Source organism: Bradyrhizobium barranii subsp. barranii (genome assembly GCF_017565645.3).
In the GTDB taxonomy this organism is placed as follows: domain Bacteria; phylum Pseudomonadota; class Alphaproteobacteria; order Rhizobiales; family Xanthobacteraceae; genus Bradyrhizobium; species Bradyrhizobium barranii.
Genome location: NZ_CP086136.1, coordinates 5,822,046 through 5,838,082 on the forward strand (window position 1 = coordinate 5,822,046; position 16,037 = coordinate 5,838,082).

20 protein-coding genes are annotated in these 16,037 nt (G+C 63.8%); 13 read left to right on the forward strand and 7 right to left on the reverse strand.

The window, feature by feature from the left end; genetic code table 11:
• Nucleotides 1–36: 36 nt before the first annotated feature.
• Complete coding sequence (locus J4G43_RS28125) at nt 37–756, reverse strand: outer membrane protein (RefSeq protein ID WP_208086961.1); 720 nt, start codon at nt 754–756, stop codon at nt 37–39.
• A 256-nt stretch (nt 757–1,012) separates the two neighbouring features.
• On the opposite strand from J4G43_RS28125, the gene J4G43_RS28130 reads away from it, so the two are divergent.
• Nucleotides 1,013–1,237 (forward strand): hypothetical protein, encoded by a 225-nt coding sequence (locus J4G43_RS28130; RefSeq protein WP_208086962.1) that lies wholly within the window; start codon nt 1,013–1,015, stop codon nt 1,235–1,237.
• 293 nt (nt 1,238–1,530) lie between these two features.
• The gene (locus J4G43_RS28135) at nt 1,531–3,576 is read left to right on the forward strand and encodes an acetoacetate--CoA ligase (protein WP_208086963.1); all 2,046 of its coding nucleotides are present in this window, start codon (nt 1,531–1,533) and stop codon (nt 3,574–3,576) included.
• A gap of 6 nt (nt 3,577–3,582) precedes the next feature.
• Here the strand turns inward: J4G43_RS28135 and J4G43_RS28140 are convergent, their stop codons facing one another.
• Complete coding sequence (locus J4G43_RS28140; RefSeq protein WP_225005168.1) at nt 3,583–3,798, reverse strand: hypothetical protein; 216 nt, start codon at nt 3,796–3,798, stop codon at nt 3,583–3,585.
• Between the two features lie 203 nt (nt 3,799–4,001).
• On the opposite strand from J4G43_RS28140, the gene J4G43_RS28145 reads away from it, so the two are divergent.
• Nucleotides 4,002–4,304, forward strand: coding sequence for a hypothetical protein (locus tag J4G43_RS28145; protein WP_063983186.1), 303 nt, complete (start codon nt 4,002–4,004; stop codon nt 4,302–4,304).
• A gap of 5 nt (nt 4,305–4,309) precedes the next feature.
• Here J4G43_RS28145 and J4G43_RS28150 read toward each other — a convergent pair whose 3' ends face one another.
• Entirely contained in the window at nt 4,310–4,543 is a 234-nt protein-coding gene (locus J4G43_RS28150; protein ID WP_208086964.1) for a hypothetical protein, read from the reverse strand.
• 337 nt (nt 4,544–4,880) lie between these two features.
• Nucleotides 4,881–5,165, reverse strand: a complete 285-nt coding sequence (locus J4G43_RS28155) for a hypothetical protein (RefSeq protein ID WP_208086965.1) — start codon at nt 5,163–5,165, stop codon at nt 4,881–4,883.
• Between the two features lie 190 nt (nt 5,166–5,355).
• On the opposite strand from J4G43_RS28155, the gene J4G43_RS28160 reads away from it, so the two are divergent.
• The 3 genes from J4G43_RS28160 (at nt 5,356) to J4G43_RS28170 (ending at nt 6,986) form a co-directional block, all read left to right on the forward strand.
• A complete protein-coding gene (locus J4G43_RS28160; RefSeq protein ID WP_085404716.1) occupies nt 5,356–5,943 on the forward strand; it encodes a formyltransferase family protein in 588 nt (195 codons plus the stop codon).
• A 208-nt stretch (nt 5,944–6,151) separates the two neighbouring features.
• Nucleotides 6,152–6,496, forward strand: a complete 345-nt coding sequence (locus J4G43_RS28165; protein ID WP_014495138.1) for a hypothetical protein — start codon at nt 6,152–6,154, stop codon at nt 6,494–6,496.
• Nucleotides 6,441–6,986, forward strand: coding sequence for a hypothetical protein (locus J4G43_RS28170; RefSeq protein WP_085404715.1), 546 nt, complete (start codon nt 6,441–6,443; stop codon nt 6,984–6,986). Before J4G43_RS28165 ends, J4G43_RS28170 begins: the two co-directional genes overlap by 56 nt.
• A 58-nt stretch (nt 6,987–7,044) precedes the next feature.
• Here the strand turns inward: J4G43_RS28170 and J4G43_RS28175 are convergent, their stop codons facing one another.
• On the reverse strand, nt 7,045–7,443 hold the full coding sequence (locus J4G43_RS28175) for a RidA family protein (protein ID WP_038955466.1): 399 nt from the start codon (nt 7,441–7,443) through the stop codon (nt 7,045–7,047).
• Nucleotides 7,444–7,590: 147 nt separating this feature from the next.
• Between J4G43_RS28175 and J4G43_RS28180 the strand changes: the two genes are divergently transcribed.
• Both J4G43_RS28180 and J4G43_RS28185 read left to right on the forward strand, forming a co-directional pair.
• Nucleotides 7,591–8,466 carry a DMT family transporter gene (locus J4G43_RS28180; protein ID WP_063983183.1) on the forward strand — a complete coding sequence of 292 codons (876 nt, stop codon included), beginning with the start codon at nt 7,591–7,593 and terminating at the stop codon, nt 8,464–8,466.
• Nucleotides 8,467–8,670: 204 nt separating this feature from the next.
• Nucleotides 8,671–10,098, forward strand: a complete 1,428-nt coding sequence (locus J4G43_RS28185; protein ID WP_208086966.1) for a caspase family protein — start codon at nt 8,671–8,673, stop codon at nt 10,096–10,098.
• Nucleotides 10,099–10,165: 67 nt separating this feature from the next.
• Here the strand turns inward: J4G43_RS28185 and J4G43_RS28190 are convergent, their stop codons facing one another.
• Nucleotides 10,166–11,059, reverse strand: coding sequence for a LysR family transcriptional regulator (locus tag J4G43_RS28190; RefSeq protein ID WP_231142047.1), 894 nt, complete (start codon nt 11,057–11,059; stop codon nt 10,166–10,168).
• A gap of 191 nt (nt 11,060–11,250) precedes the next feature.
• Here J4G43_RS28190 and solA point away from each other — a divergent pair, with 191 nt between their 5' ends.
• The 5 genes from solA (at nt 11,251) to J4G43_RS28215 (ending at nt 15,754) form a co-directional block, all read left to right on the forward strand.
• Nucleotides 11,251–12,420: an N-methyl-L-tryptophan oxidase gene (gene solA, locus J4G43_RS28195; protein WP_208086967.1), complete on the forward strand. Its 1,170-nt coding sequence runs from the start codon at nt 11,251–11,253 to the stop codon at nt 12,418–12,420.
• 76 nt (nt 12,421–12,496) lie between these two features.
• The gene (locus J4G43_RS28200) at nt 12,497–13,309 is read left to right on the forward strand and encodes a transporter substrate-binding domain-containing protein (RefSeq protein WP_208086968.1); all 813 of its coding nucleotides are present in this window, start codon (nt 12,497–12,499) and stop codon (nt 13,307–13,309) included.
• A 98-nt stretch (nt 13,310–13,407) separates the two neighbouring features.
• A complete protein-coding gene (locus J4G43_RS28205; RefSeq protein WP_208086969.1) occupies nt 13,408–14,151 on the forward strand; it encodes an amino acid ABC transporter permease in 744 nt (247 codons plus the stop codon).
• Nucleotides 14,148–14,990: an amino acid ABC transporter permease gene (locus J4G43_RS28210; protein WP_208086970.1), complete on the forward strand. Its 843-nt coding sequence runs from the start codon at nt 14,148–14,150 to the stop codon at nt 14,988–14,990. The genes J4G43_RS28205 and J4G43_RS28210 overlap by 4 nt, the downstream gene beginning before the upstream one ends.
• Before the next feature lie 11 nt (nt 14,991–15,001).
• Nucleotides 15,002–15,754 (forward strand): amino acid ABC transporter ATP-binding protein, encoded by a 753-nt coding sequence (locus J4G43_RS28215; RefSeq protein WP_208086971.1) that lies wholly within the window; start codon nt 15,002–15,004, stop codon nt 15,752–15,754.
• Between the two features lie 42 nt (nt 15,755–15,796).
• Here J4G43_RS28215 and J4G43_RS28220 read toward each other — a convergent pair whose 3' ends face one another.
• Nucleotides 15,797–16,036, reverse strand: a complete 240-nt coding sequence (locus J4G43_RS28220) for a BrnA antitoxin family protein (protein WP_208086972.1) — start codon at nt 16,034–16,036, stop codon at nt 15,797–15,799.
• Nucleotide 16,037: the final 1 nt, after the last annotated feature.

Consider the following 16,037-nt stretch of genomic DNA (forward strand, 5'->3'; position numbering starts at 1 on the left):
TTGGTCCAGTCGGCCAAGCGGTGGCGCTCCGTCCGCTCAGAAGTGGTAGTTCACGCCCACCGTGCCGGTCTGGATGTTCAGCTTCACATTGGCTGGAGTCGCCACCAGATTGCCTGTCGTCACCGGCTGCTCGGTGATCGTGCCGAAGCCCATATAGTTGTACTCGGCCCGCACCGACCAGTTCGGCACGAACATCCACTCGATGCCGCCGCCGGCAAGCCAGCCGGTGCGATTGAAGCTGCCCGAGGCGGAACCGGCGAGCGGGCCGGCAAGGCCGTTGTTGACGCTGTACTTGTCGCGGGTGAAGGCCGCGCCACCCTTGGCGTAGAGCAGCACGCGGTCGAAGGCGACGCCGAAACGGCCGGCGACCGTAGCGATGTAGTCGTTCTTCAGCGACAGGTTGAAGCCGGCACCGCCACCGAACGGGCCGCCGGCATTGAGTGTGACGCTGGACCAGGCGCCGGTGCCTTCGAGGCCGATCACGAAATTGCTGATCTGGTAGTTGCCGCCGATCTGGCCCCCGACGATGCCGCCGCTGGCCGTGGCCGAGCTCCAGGTCGCTGTCGGATCGGTCAGGTCGATGCCGGTCCATTTGCTCCAGGCGCCGCCGCCATGCGCGCCGATGTAGAAGCCGGTCCAGCTGAAGATCTGGGCCGGCACCGGCGCTTTGACCGGCGCGGGCGCAATGATGTCAGCTGCAAATGCCGGCGTTGCCAATGACAGCAGCGCAGACGCCAAAACCAGTTTCTTCCGCATGATCTCACCCCCAAATTGTCCGCCCTCCGACCGAGGCGACGATGAAATCTAGCTGTGGGATCACGCGCGCGCTTGGACCAATCGGCGACGCGATTTGGACTGACGGGCGCTCGTCAGACCCGGGAAGCTCCTGCAACGCCGCGACCGGAGCCCGGTTTGGCTAACGGCGATTAACCGGATTTCCCGAGGTCAGTTTACGCCGATGCAAATCCCCGCACCTAGGCTTCTCGCCAGCATTCAAAAACACTGATGTGCAATGGCCAACAGCATCTGGACGACCGAAGAATTCACCTGCGCGGGTTGCAGCATGAACTACACCGCGACACGGGAAGAGCACAGCGAAGCCCACACCGGCAGCTTCAAATGCAGCATCTGCAGCGGCGTGGTACACGCCTGGTCCGGCAAGCACCACTTCTTCGGCTGGCAAGCGGTGAAGACAAAACCGCCGGTGTTCGGACGGCGCTGGGCGGGCGTGCAGTGACAGGTGCCAGCGATGGTCTCGGTACCGTAGCCCAATTGTGGCGACGGCGCGCCTCCACGCCGTCATTGCGAGCGTAGCGAAGCAATCCAGAGTCTTTCCGCGGCGACGGTCCGGATTGCTTCGCGACGCTCGCGATCAACGAATCCATTGAAGTAAACGTATTGCGCCACTCCAACGTGCTGCTGGCGCTCGCAGACCCACTACTGCCGTCACCGCAGTCTGCGCGAACTATGGCTTCTGCTACTCTGCGGCGCAGGATAGACTTCCCTCCCCGCAACAGAATCCGACACGCAATGACCGCACCCTTCGTTCCCCAGATCGCTCTCTATCGCAACTGGCTCGCCGAGCAGCGTGGCCTTTCCTTCGCGAATTACGAGGAGATGCGGCAGTGGTCGGTGCGCGATCTCGACGGCTTCTGGCGCAGCATCTGGGACTATTACGATCTGCAATCGCCGACGCCGTTTGCGGCCGTGATCGCCGAGCGCAAGATGCCGGGCGCGGTGTGGTTTCCCGGCGCGCAGGTCAACTATGCGCGGCAGGTGTTCCGGCATGTCGAGGCCGCCGACGCCGCCGGCCTGCCCGCGATCGTCAGTAGCGGCGAGGATGGCAAGCTCGACGCAACGAGCTGGCCGGAGCTGCGGCGCAAGGCAGCGGCGCTCGCGCTGCATCTGAAGGAGAAGGGTATCAAGCCCGGCGACCGGATCGCGGCCTACCTGCCCAACATCCCCGAAACCATCATCGCGTTTCTGGCGAGCACCAGCATCGGCGCGGTCTGGAGCGTCTGTGCGCCCGACATGGCTGCGCCCGCCGTGATCGACCGCTTCAAGCAGATCGAGCCAAAGGTGCTGATCGCCTGCGATGCCGTCACCTATGCCGGCCGCCGGCATGATCGCAAGGACGTCGTCGCGGAGCTGCGGCGATCGCTGCCGACGGTCGAGCACGTCATCCTGCACAGCGAGGCCGCGCCCGCAGCGCCGGACGCCCTGCTCGCCGACATCGTCGCAAGGACAGGCGCCGCGATCGACGCGTTCGAGCCGGCCTGGCTGCCGTTCGATCATCCGCTCTGGATCGTCTATTCCAGCGGCACCACCGGCCTGCCGAAACCGATCGTGCACGGCCATGGCGGGATCGTCATCGTGGTGCTGGCGCTGCTGGGCCTGCACAACGACCTCGGCTGCTCCTACCACGAGAACTCGTTCGGCGAGCGCTATCACTGGTACTCTTCGACCGGCTGGATCATGTGGAATTCGCAGGTCGGCGGCCTGCTCAGCGGCACCACCTGCTGCATCTTCGACGGCAGCCCGGGCGGCACCAAGGACAAGCCGGACTGGACCACGCTGTGGCGGTTCGTGGCACAGTCGAAAGCGACCTTCTTCGGCGCCGGCGCGGCGTTCTTCGCCAACTGCGCCAAGGCCGAGATCGATCTCACTGCGGCCGGCGATCTGTCGCGGCTGCGTTGCCTCGGCTCGACCGGCTCGCCGCTCAGCGCCGACACGCAAGCCTGGTTCAACGATCGCTTCGCGGCGTTGTCGAAAATCAACGGCAGCAAGGCGCAGGCCGACATCTGGTGGGCGAACATCTCCGGCGGCACCGATTTCGCCGGCGCCTTCATCGGCGGCAACCGCGAATTGCCGCAGACCCCGGGCGCGATGCAGTGCCGCCTGCTCGGCGCGGCGGTCGAAGCCTTCAGCGAGCAGGCCCGCGCCGTCATCGACGAGGTCGGCGAGCTCGTCTGTACCGAGCCGATGCCCTCGATGCCGCTCCGCTTCTGGAACGACAAGGGCGATGCGCGCTATCGCGCCAGCTATTTCGAGACCTATCCGGACAATTTCGACGGCAGTGGCCGCGGGCCGGTGTGGCGGCACGGTGACTGGCTCAAGGTCAATCCGGACGGCTCCTGCATCATCTATGGCCGCAGCGATGCGACCATCAACCGGCACGGCCTGCGCATGGGCACGAGCGAGCTCTATTCCGCGATCGAAGCGCTGCCGGAGGTGCTAGATAGCCTTGTCGTCGACCTCGAATATCTCGGCCGCGACAGCTACATGCCGCTGTTCGTGGTGCTGCGCGAGGGCACAGCCTTCGACGCTGCGATGCAGGCCAGGATCAACAAGGCGATCGAGGCCGGCCTGTCCCGGCGATTCCTCCCGAACGAGATCTTTGCCGTCGCCGAGATCCCGCGCACGCTCTCGGGCAAGAAGCAGGAGCTGCCGATCAAGAAGCTGCTGCTGGGCCAGCCCGTCGAAAAGGTCATCAACAAAGAGGCGATGGCCAATCCCGCCTGCCTCGACTGGTATCTCGCCTTCGCCCGCGATTATCTCGCCCGAACCGCGGCGTAGCTTCGATCAACCGCCGCCGAAATTGGAGGGATCGAGATTCCTGTTCTCGGACGGCGGGATCGGCGGCCACCCGGGAAATTTGTACCAGCCGGGCGGGACCGGCGCGTCCTCGGGCAGATGGGCGACGACGTGATGGCGCGGGCGGGCATGATGCGCCGGAGCGGCAGCCGCCGACGCGCATGTTGAAATCAACAGGACCAAAGCCAGGATAGACCGCATCATACGTGCTCCAGACGTCCACCCGGGCACCATGTGGTGCGGGAACCACGCTGGAACGATGCGTCGCAACGTCACGATGTCTCACATCGGCGGCATCGCTGCTGCCGGGAGACGCCGGAGATCAACCCAATTGCGCCAATGGCGTTTGGATTCCGTTCACCGATCGCCGCTAGATCAGGATGGATCCTCCGCGACGAACAGCAGCTATGGCCGATCTCAACGCAGTCCTCTCCAGGCTCAACGACCGCCTGCTCCGCCTCGAAGGCGAGCTGTTCGTGCTGCGCTCGCTGGCGCGCGCGACGCTGACGGCGGGCGACGACCATGCGGCGCGCATGCGCAAGCTGGTCGAGGCCGCAAAGGTCGCGCTCGACGACGAAGCCAAACGTGAGCTCGACAAACCGACGCGCAAATATGTCGATGCGGCAACCGCGCTGGTGGAGGAACTGCTGGTCGAACCCACCCAGGCACGGCCGCTGTTCACCGTCATCGACGGTGGCCGGCGCGACTGAGCGCGTCAGATCGGACGTATCCCGCGGGGATCCGCGGACTGGGCCTTCAGCCGGCTGAGCCCCTCCTCGATGATCGCGATCTCCTCGTCGATCTTGCCGATCGGCAGGCTGAAATCGTAGCCGGACCGGCTCTTCAGATCGACCGCGAGCCGCTGCCTGTGCATCATCAGCTCGTCGAGCCCACGGCGGTTCTTCAGCCGCACATAGGCGTCCACGATCTGCTCAATTGCGCTCAGCATGAAATCGGTCCCGGCAAAAAAGCCCACGCGGCGCACCCACGCCGGCGGGACATTTTTGGTGTCGCGGTACGCAATACAAATCCGCGACGGATTCGTCGATACGACAGGCAGGTTGAGAACGCGTTACCGTTTGATGATTTCGTGATGGCGCCGGCATGAAAAGCCGCTGGCGATCACTCGCCAGCGGCCAAAGCCGGGTTCGAAAACGGATTCGGAATCAAATTTGGCCAGCCCCGGTTGGTGCATTCTAGCGGCACATGGGGGCTGCTTATGTTAGAAATGAAACAGAGGAACCGGCGGATACATCATTTGCTGTCGATGTGGCCGGGCGGCAACGCTAGTCCGTGACGCAAAAATACTTGCGCGGCAGCCTGCGGTAGGCGCTGTAGCGGTAGTACGGCCTGTAGGCGTAGCCGCGATAGAGTGCGGGCGGCTCCTCGCCGTAATAGGCGCCGTGGTAGAAATTATAGACCGGCCCTTCGGCGCAACGATAGGCATCCCACGTCGGACCGATGAAGGGCGCCACCCCGACCTCGGGCGGGACCGCCGGGTACGGCCCGCCGGCGCGCGCGGGCGTGGCTACGCTCAGTGCCGCGAGAAGGAAAAACCACGCGCTTCGCATGCGCTCGCTCCTGATACGGTGCAATACGCGCATGGAAGCACCGGAACGGCCGGCTGCGCAATCGCGGAGCCCGTCGCGCCCCCGCGCCCGGTGCATTGTTGATAACCGGCACAAACCGCCCGCGGCTGGTGACAGGACGCACCGACGTGTTATCGGGGGATGACGCAGTTGCGAGACGGATCGGACACCCATGCGCATTACCCTCGTCGGCTCCCGCCATTTCGGCGTGACCACCCTGAACATGCTCCGGGAGCACGGCGTCCCGATCGTGCGGGTCGTCGTGGCCGACGCCGAGGATCGCCTCGCGGCGAGCGCCAAGGCGGCTGGCATCGAGGTAACGGTCCAGGCCAATCCGAAGCTGGTGGTCGCCTCCGAAATCGGCCCCGACACCGACCTGATCATCACCGCCCACAGCCACGCCCGGATCGGCAAGGACGCCCTGGCCGCCGCGAAGTACGGCGGGATCGGCTATCATCCCTCGCTGCTGCCGCGTCATCGGGGCAAAGCCGCTGTGGAATGGACCATCAAGGAAGGCGATCCGATCGCCGGCGGCACGATCTATCATCTTGCCGACCGCATGGACGCCGGCGCCATCGCCGCCCAGGACTGGTGCTTCGTCAAGAAGGGCGAGACGGCTCGCGAACTCTGGGAGCGCGCGCTCGCTCCGCTCGGCCTCAAGCTGCTGGCCGACGTGATCGACTACGTCAAGGTCCACAAGGCGCTGCCCTCCAAGGTTCAGGACGAGCAGTTCGCGACCTTGGCGCCAAGTCTTTCCTGAGTCCCTTCGTGAGTCGTTCCCTGAGTCCTCTCCTGACGTTTACCCTTAACGTGAAGGCGCGTTGATTCTGCTTCGAAAATTGGAGCCGGAAACACAAATAAACTATTGTTTCCACTGGAACAATTTTCACTTTGGCAATGCAACAAATTTCCGTCACATTTGGACCGAATAAGCGTCAGCATATCAGACAGATTCAAGGACGGAATTCATGCGTTTTGGTCGCATTACGGCATTCTGTGCCGCTTCAGTTATCACCCTCGCCGCTCCCGCTTTCGCCCAGACCCCCTATGACGGCAACTGGCATGTCACCATCGTGACCAAGAGCGGTACCTGCGAGCCGACCGCGAGCTCCATGCTGACGGTTGCCGACGGCAAGATCACCGCGCCCGGCGCTAACGTTTCCGGCACCATCGGCAGCGGGGGACTTGTGAAAGTTTCGATCAATGGTGCATATGCCAACGGTCAACTCAGCGGCAACGCCGGATCGGGGAAGTGGAATGGAGCATCTGCAGGCATACCGTGCAGTGGGCGGTGGGAAGCATCGCGCCAGTAAGAAATTCGGGATCAGCGTCGTGAGCCGGCGGCTGCTGATCGCGGCCGCCGTTTTGTTTGCGGCGGGGATCGCCAACTCTGAGAGCCAGGCCCAGTCCGGCCCGTTCGCCCCGCTGGCGGGGAGCTGGAGCGGTGCCGGCACCGTCACGCTCGATGACGGCTCGACCGAGCGGATCCGCTGCCGGGCCAGATACGCCCCGATCGGACCGACGATGGAGATGTCGCTGACCTGCGCCAGCGACGCCTACAAGTTCAATCTCGGCGCCAACGTCAGGGCTGAAGGCGGCACTATTGGCGGCAGCTGGTCCGAGGCCAGCCGCAACATCAGCGGCTCGCTCCAGGGCCGCGGCGCTGGCGGCAACTACGAGCTGGTCGCCTCGACAGCCGGCTTCAACGCCAACATCACGCTGAAGACGTCCGGTAACAAGCAGAGCGTCACGATGCGCGCGGACAGCCAGTTCCGCGGCGCCAACATCTCGCTGTCGCGCTAAGGCGGACCGCGTTCAAGCCAAAAGCCCCGGCGATTCCGCCGGGGCTTTTTTATGCGTCTTATGCGTTCGGCACGAACGCTGTGACCTCGATTTCGACCTTGGCGCGCTCGTCCACGAGACCGCCGATGTAGAGCAGCGTCGAGGGCGGAAAATTGCGCCCCAGCGTTTCCTTCCAGGCGGCACCGATGCCGGCCCCGGCCGCCTCATATTCGCTGCGGCTGGTCAGGTACCAGGTCAGGCGGACGATGTGCTCCGGACCGGCTCCGGCCTCGCCCAGCAGCTTGATGATCCGCTTCAGCGCGGTTGCGACCTGCGCCGCCATGTCAGGCGCGTAATTGCCGGTCTCGTCGCCGCCGGTCTGCCCGGCCAGCACCACCCAGCGGCCAGGCCCTTCGGCCACCACGCCGTGAGAAAAGCCCCGCGGTTTCTTCCATTCGGCCGGCTGCAAGATTTGCATGAGCGAAGATCTCCCTTTTCTTGTTGTTCAATGATGCCTTAGCACGCCGCCCTGCATCGCTGCATCCGCAGTTTTGGCCGTTGCAAACGCCGGCGATGTCGCCGATACCGGCCCTCCCCTCAGGCTCGATCGCCCGCACCAGCAACGATGACCGCGACACCGTCCAAAACGATGGCTGCACTGTGGATGGCCGGCTGGCTGGCGCTGATGCTGGTCATGGCGGTTGCCGGCCGCGAGACCACGCGCGAGCTGAACGTCTTCCAGATCATGGAAGTGCGCTCGGTGATCGGCTTCACGCTGCTGCTGCCGATCATCTACCGGGCCGGCGGTTTCAAAGCGGTCGCGACCAAACGTCTGCCCCAGCACCTCGCGCGCAACGGGGTCCATTATTTCGCGCAGCTCGGTTGGTTCTACGCACTGACGCTGATCGGGATCGGCCAGGTCGTCGCGATCGAATTCACCATGCCGATCTGGACTGCGCTGCTGGCCGCGACGTTCCTGTCCGAGCGCATGACCGTCTGGAAGATCGCCGCCATCGCGCTCGGTATCGTCGGCGTCGTCATGATCGTGCGGCCCGCCACCGGCGAAATCAATCCGGGCCAGTTGATCGCACTGGGGGCCGCGATCGGCTTCAGCATTTCCATGATCTTGGCGAAATCGCTGACCCGGACCGAGAGCGCATTGTCGATCCTGTTCTGGATGATCGTCGTGCAGATGGTCGTGGGCCTGCTGCCGACGCTCTACGTCTGGACCTGGCCGTCAACCACTCTCTGGGGGTGGCTCTTCGTCATCGGGGTCTGCGGCACATTCTCGCACTATTGCCTCGCCAGCGCGCTCCGCTACGCGGATGCAACCATCGTGGTGCCGATGGACTTCTTGCGGGTGCCGCTCACCGCGACTGTCGGATGGCTGCTGTATTCGGAGCGGCTCGACGCCTGGACCGTGCTCGGCGCGACGCTGATCCTGTGCGGCAATCTTCTGAACCTGAAGCCGACCGCCCCGGTTCCCGCCCGCGCGCAGTGAACCTCGCGCTGTCTCGCGCGACAAAGACGAAGTGGCCGTGTGATCTGGATCACGTTGGAGGGTCATTCCATCGTGCACATTCGGCCACACAGCAGCGGGTTGAATACGACGTACTGCCGTTTTGGTGGCGCGAAGTCGGGCACTTCGTGTAGGTTCGTTGCCAATTTGTTGCTGCCTGCAATTCGATTCTGTTGGGGATTTCAGATGCGCACTCTCACCCTGCTCGCTTCGCTGATGTGCATGGCACTGTCGGTCAGTGCCGCGAAGGCCGACCGCCGTGTCGCCTTCGTCGTCGGCAACGGCTCCTACAAGAACGTCGCACAATTGCCGAACCCGCCGATCGACGCCAAGGCGATGGCGGCGACCCTGCGCAATGTCGGCTTCGAGGTGATCGAAGGATCCAACCTCACCCGCGACCAGATGACGGAGAAGCTCCTGGACTTCGGCCGCAAGGCGCAAGGCTCCGATGTCGCAGTGTTCTATTACGCCGGCCACGGCATCGCGGTCAGCGGCAGCAACTACCTTCTGCCTGTCGACGCCGACATCAAGTCGGAGATGGACGTCAAGCTCGGCGCAGCCATCAATATCGACCTGACGCTCGAGCAGACCATGGGCGACGCCAAGGTCAAGCTGGTCTTCCTCGACGCCTGCCGCGACAATCCGTTCGCCGCCAAGATCAAGTCGAACTCGGCAACGCGCAGCGTCAACGTGCAGAGCGGTCTTGCCGAGATGAAGTCGGGCGAAGGCACGCTGATCGCGTTCGCCACCGGCCCGGGCCAGACCGCGCTCGACGGCCAGGAGGGCAACAACAGCCCGTTCACCCGCGCGCTGATCGACAACATCACCAAGCCCGGCGTCGAGATCCAGCAGGCGATGACCTCGGTGCGTGCCCAGGTCAACGAAGAGACCCGCAAGGGCCAGCTTCCCTGGGGCCACACCAACCTGATCGGCGCGGTCTATCTCAACCCGTCGCAGCAGACGCAGGTTGCCAACGCAGCCCCGACCGCTTCCGGAATCGTGCCGGCGGCAGCGAGCAGCTCCGACGGAGTCGAGCTCGAGTACTGGCGCTCGGTCAAGGAATCCAACAAGCCGGAAGAGCTCAACGCCTATCTCTCGGCCTATCCGAACGGCCAGTTCAAGGCGCTGGCGCTGGCGCGGCTTGCGGCGATCAAGAGCGGCCCGTCCACGGCGACCCGCAATCTGAACTCCGGGATCGATCCCGCCACCTTCACCGACGACTCCACCCAGCTCACCGAGGACCAGATCGGCCTCGACAAGGGCCAGCGCCGCGACGTGCAGCGCCGCCTGACCGGGCTCGGCTTCGACACCAAGGTCACCGGTGCCTTCACCGACGAGACGCGCGCGGTGCTGAAGCGCTGGCAGGCCGCCCGCGGCTACCCGTCGACGGGCTACCTCAACAAGCTCCAGCACAAGGCCCTGCTGTCCGAGATCGTGGCGGCCGCGCCGGCCACCGCGAGCGACGACAGCGCGAAGCCGGCCCGGCGTGCTGCCCCGGCCCAGGCCCAGAGCGGCGCACCGGTTCAGCATCGCAACAGCGGCGGCGGCGATGCCGGCGCGGCCTTCGTCGGCGGTGTCGTCGGCGGCATGATGGGCGGCATGTTCCGCCGCTGAGGCGAGACCCGGCTCCAAAACGCAAAAAGGCCCGGCGAGAGCCGGGCCTTTTTCGTGGTGGCAATGGCTAGTAATCTTGGGTGAACCAAGGCACGAGCGTCCGGATCCGCGGCATCGCCTGCATCGTAATGCTCGTCCGAGCCATCTCCGCGATGCGTGGCGCCAGTGATGAGAGATCGCCACGGCGGGTCACCAGAAGCAGCTCACGAAAAAATCCGGGGCCCGGCAGAGGAAGAGCGCTGACTTGACCAGCGTGAGCGAGCCCCTGCAACAGACACAGCGGCGTGGTGATCGCCACGCCCATCCCGGTGGCGACCATGGCGACCAGGCTGTCCGAGGTGTCAAACTCAAAGGCCCGCGGTGGGCGAATGCCCAAACGGCTCAGGTGGCGCTCGACCTGAGCGCCTGCATAGGAGCGTTCGCTGTACCGGACCAGGCGATGCCGGGTCAGGATCTCCCGCAAATCAAGGTCAGCAAATTCGGCTTCCAATCCGCGCGGCACCACCAGCAGATTTGGCTCGCGGTAAAACGGGAAGCGCTCGATATCATACAGGTCATCCATCGCATCGCATGTGATCGCCGCGTCGATCGTTCGGTGGACCAGCGCCTCGGCATGCGAGTGAGCAAGGCCCGACCAAACGGACAGGCTCAGTGCGACCTCGCCCGTCATGAGCTCCTTGACGAGGTGTGCGCCGACCGTGGCGGCATAGGAGTCGATGAGGCCGAGCCTCAGATCGACACGCTCAGGCAGTTTCGCTGCGTCCCGGAGCGCGCTGAGTAACGTGTCAAAGTCGCGATTCAGATCGCGAACACGGCCAGCAAGGATGCGGCCCGCCCGCGTCAGTGTAAGCGGCCTCCGGCTACGGTTGAAGAACGCGACGCCGATCGAGGCCTCGGCCCGCCGCACAGCCTGAGAAACCGCGGATTGCGTCATCCCGAACTGACGGGACGCCTGAAGCATGCTGCCGGACTCCGCGACGGCAGCGACAATCTGCAAGCTTCGCAAGTCTGGAACAGGTGGCGTCATATCCATAGCTTAAGCAGAAGTCATATTAACATGCAAATTGCCTTCATTATATGAATTATCCTTGTAGGTGAGCCGCATCCGAAAGCAGACTTCGGATCGTCCTAACAATTAAGCAGTCCCGATCCATGAGCGAGCAAGTGGATATTCTGGTGATCGGCCTCGGTGCCATGGGCAGCGCGGCCCTCTATCAACTGGCCAAGCGAGGGGTAAAGGCGGTTGGCCTCGATCGCTTTGCCCCGCCCCACACGATGGGATCCAGCCACGGCGAAACCCGCATCACCCGGCAGGCGGTCGGCGAAGGCCGCGATTACGTACCTCTGGTGCTGGATACCCACCGGATCTGGCGTGAGCTCGAAGCCGAGACGTCTGCCGAGCTGCTGAACCCATGCGGCCTCGTCGTCATGGCGCCCGGTGTCGGCGAGACGTCGCACCACGGCAAGCCGGATTTCGTCGCGCGCTCGATTGGGGCCGCGCGTGACTTCGGCATCGCGCATGAAGTGATCGACGGGCGAGAGGTGGCCCATCGCTTCCCGCAGTTCCTGAATCTCCAGGGCAACGAGAAGGCCTATTACGAACCCGGCGGAGGGTACGTTTTTCCGGAGCGCTGCATCAAGGCGCAGCTGACGCGCGCGGAGCAGCTCGGTGCAACGATCCGCACAGGAGTCGAGGTTCTCTCGATCGCGCAGCGCGGCTCCGCCGTTCGGGTGGAAACGTCCTCAGGCACATTCGAGGCCGACCAGGTGGTGGTGTCGGCCGGCGGCTGGAATGCCCACCTGCTCGGCGCGCCGTTTGACCGCGTGCTTACGGTGAAGCGGCAGGTGCTGCATTGGTACGAGCTCGAGGATACCAGCGCGTACCGCGCCGACGCCCCTGTGTTCATCTGGATGCACGGCGCGACGGATGTCGACTACCTCTACGGCTTCCCGCCGCTGCCTCGCGATCGTCGTCTCAAGGTCGCGACCGAGCAGTACGAGATCAACACGACGGCCGACGCCATCGACCGCACCGTCGATCCCGCGGAATCGGCTGAAATGTACCGGAAGCACGTCGCGGGGCGGCTCGCCGGCGCCACGCCGCGCGTCGCGCAGGCGGCTGCCTGCATCTACACGGTGACGCCCGATCGGGGCTTCATCATCGACCGCCATCCCGACCAGGACCGGATTTGTGTCGTCTCGGCGTGCTCGGGCCACGGCTTCAAGCACTCGGCAGGTATCGGCAACGTCGTGGCCGGAATGGTAACCGACGGTCGAAGCGCGATCGACCTCAGCCCATTCTCCATCTCCCGTTTTTCGTGACGTTTGGCACGAGCCTTGTATCTTGAACAAGCGCGCGCAACGCGCGTCGTGATCACAATCCTGGAGGCGTCATCCGATGAGAGACATTGTCCGTTCCATGATGACAGGCATCGCGGCGCTGCTGATGCTTGGCAGCGCCCAAGCCGCCGATGGCGTCGATGCCATCAAGCAGCGCGGCACGTTGAATGTCGGCGTCAAGGCTGACTACAAGCCCTTCGGCTTCCGCGATCCCACGGGAAACGTGGTCGGCATCGAGCCGGATCTCGCCGCAGACATTGCCAAGCGCCTCGGCGTCAAACTCGAACTCGTTCCGGTCGCGGCCTCCAACAGGATCGAATTTCTTCAGCAGGGAAAGGTCGACCTGCTGATAGCGACCATGTCGGACAGGCCGGAGCGCCGTCGCGTGGTTCAAGCCATCGAGCCGCTGTACTATTCGGACGATGTGAACATCCTTCTCAACAAGAAGTCCGGCATCAAGGACTGGGCCGAGCTCAAGGGAAAACCCGTCTGTGCAACGTCGGGGGCCTGGTACAACAAGGACGTTGCCAAATCCTACGGCCCCGAAATCGTTGCGTTTGACGGCTCGGAGAAGCCTCTGTTCGCCATGAAGCAGGGCAACTGCATCGGCTATGTCTACGATCAGACCTTCCTGCAGGGCAAGCTGCTCGAGGACGAGTGGAAGGCGGACTACGACTTGCCCCTGAAAGGTATTTTGCCATCGCCATGGATGATCGCTGTCGCGCTCGATAATGCCAGCCTTCAGAAGCTGCTCGAAGATACGACAAAGGACTGGATGAAGACCGGCTTCATCGTGGCAGCGGAAAAGAAGTGGGGCATTACGCCGACCGAGTATTCGCTGCTCATGCACGAGCAATACAAGGACAAATAGACGCGCAGAGCGGAGCGCCAGATCCGTCTTGCGCTCCGAACAGGTCGAGCCAATGCACTGATACGAGGCATCGCCTCAACAGTTTGGTGTCGCGCAAAATGCACGAAATCGGCGACTGGTTTCAACGGCTCTACGAAACGACGGGGCTGAATTTCTCCGTATTCTACGATGCCTACGATTGGGACCGCTATTTCGGCGGGCTCAAGATGACGTTGCTTCTGAGCGTCACGACCATCCTGCTGAGCCTCGTCATCGGCGCGGTCGGCGCCTTGCTGCAAGGCAGTCCGTCCATGCTGCTGCGGTTGCCCGTCAATGCTTTCGTGGTGGTGTTCCGCAACACGCCGCCGCTGGTCCAGATCTTCTTTTTCTATTTCGGCCTCGGCACCATGCTCCCAGCCGTCGAGGCGGCAGGCATGCGCGTTCCGCTGCTGAGCAACGTCCAATGGGCCATCATTTCGCTGTCGCTGTTCGCGGGCGCCTTCAACGTCGAAATCTTCCGCTCCGGCATCGAGGCGGTGCCGAGGACGACGCTGGAAGCCGCGGAGGCGCTCGGATACACGCGCCTCAAGGCTTACGTCCATATCGTCCTTCCGCTGGCCATTCGCGTCTGCCTTCCCGCACTGAACAACAACCTCGTCAACCTGCTCAAGACGACCACCCTCGCCTACGCGATCGCCGTTCCCGAGACGCTGTATGCGGTCAAGCAGATCTGGTCGGAATCGCAGAACGTCTTCGAAATGATGGTCGTATTGCTGGCGACCTACGGCATCCTTGTCGGCGTCCTCGTCTGGCTGATGCATCGCTGGGAGCGGGCGATGCGCATCCCGGGATATGCCCGATGAGAGGCGCCCGGCCCGAGCACAGGCTTGCCGTCCTTCTGCCGTATCGTCCCGTGCCGACCCGGATGTCCATTCGGATCGGCCCGCTGGCCGCCGCGATCCTCTGTTTCTGCGCCATCATGGCCGCATCCACCGCGTGGGCGCAGACCGGCCCGGCGATGCTGTCCCCGCTGCAAGTCATTGTGAAGTGGTCGCCGCTGCTGCTGCGCGGGTTCGCCTTCAACATCCTGATCTCCCTGCTGGCCATGCTGCTGGGGACCATTGCCGGGCTTGGCCTGGGTCTGGGGTTGTTGTCGGAGTTTCGACCGCTCGCCGCCGTCAGCTGGCTCCTGACTCAATTCTTCCGCAACGCGCCCTGGCTGGTGCTGCTGTTCTTCGTCATGTTTCTGATGCCCTTCCAGGTCACCCTCTTCAAGACGACCATCCCCTTGCCGGATTGGATCAAGGCGACGGTGGGCTTCGCATTGCCGGTCATGGCGAACGTCGCCGAGGTCGTGCGCGGTGCCGTCCGCTCCATTCCGTCGACGCAATGGGAGGCGGCGGAATCGCTCTCGTTCACGCGGCGCCAGACGATGTGGCTGATCATGCTGCCACAGTGCATCAAGCGCATGCTGCCGCCTTGGATGAACGTCTATGCGCTGGTCGCGATGTCGACGGTGCTGGCATCGATCGTCGGTGTTTCGGAAATGCTCACCCTGACGGCGCAGGTGCATGCCGCCGAAGGCGGCAGGCCGGAGCTGTTCGCGCCGCTCTACGGTTTCGCGCTGCTGTGTTTCTTTCTCTACTGTTATCCGATCAACCTCTGGACCGCTCGTCTCGAGCGTCGGTTCCGCATACGCTGAGGAAGCAGAGCATGGCCACGAGCTGGACTCCGGATCAGCCCATCGTCCAATGCGTCGACGTCAGAAAGTCGTTCGGAGCTCTCGAGGTTCTGAAAGGCATCAGCCTGTCGGTCAAAAAGAGCGAGGTGATCTGTATCATCGGCCCGTCCGGATCAGGCAAATCCACGCTGATCCGCTGCATCAATGCGCTGCAGCCGATCACGTCCGGCAGCATTCAGATCGAAGGCATCGAGGTGTCCGATCCCAGGCTCGACAAGCTGGCGCTGCGCCGCAAGGTCGGGATGGTGTTTCAGCAATACAATCTCCTCCCGCACAAGACCGCGCTCCAGAACGTGATGATGGCGCCGATCCATGTTCTCGGCCAGAAACGTGCCGAGGTCGAAGCGCGCGCCCGGGCGCTGCTTGCCAAGGTTCGGCTCGCGGGGAAGGAGGATACCTATCCCGGCGAGCTCTCCGGCGGACAGCAGCAGCGCGTGGCTATCGCCCGCTCGCTGGCGATGCGACCGGACATCATGTTGTTCGACGAAGTTACGGCCGCCCTCGATCCCGAAACGGTCAAGGAGGTCCTGGTCACCATCCGGGAGCTTGCCGAGGATGGCATGACATGCCTCCTCGTCACCCATGAAATGAACTTCGCGCGTGAGGTCGCCGATCACGTCTACTTCACCGACCGCGGTGTGATCGTCGAGCACGGGCCGCCGGAAGCCTTGTTTACGGCGGCCAAGGACGAGCGAACGCAGCGGTTTCTGTCGCAGGTCCTCTGAGTTCGCCGGCACGCCGCCCTTCGGCGTCCCTGGCAGGAGGCGCTACTTCCCCGCCGCCTTGCGCAGCGCCTCGTTGATGCGCTCCTGCCAGCCGGGACCGCCCTGCTGGAAGAACTCCAGCACGTCCTGGTCGATGCGCAGCGTGACCTGCTCCTTGATTCCCGGCGCCACGTTCGGCTTCGGTGGCGCCACGGCGACCTTGGCGGTCACCTTCTTGAACGCCGCCTCGGCCTCCGACCGCGCATCGCCAAGCGTGCGCGGCCGCCTCGGTTGATCCGTCATG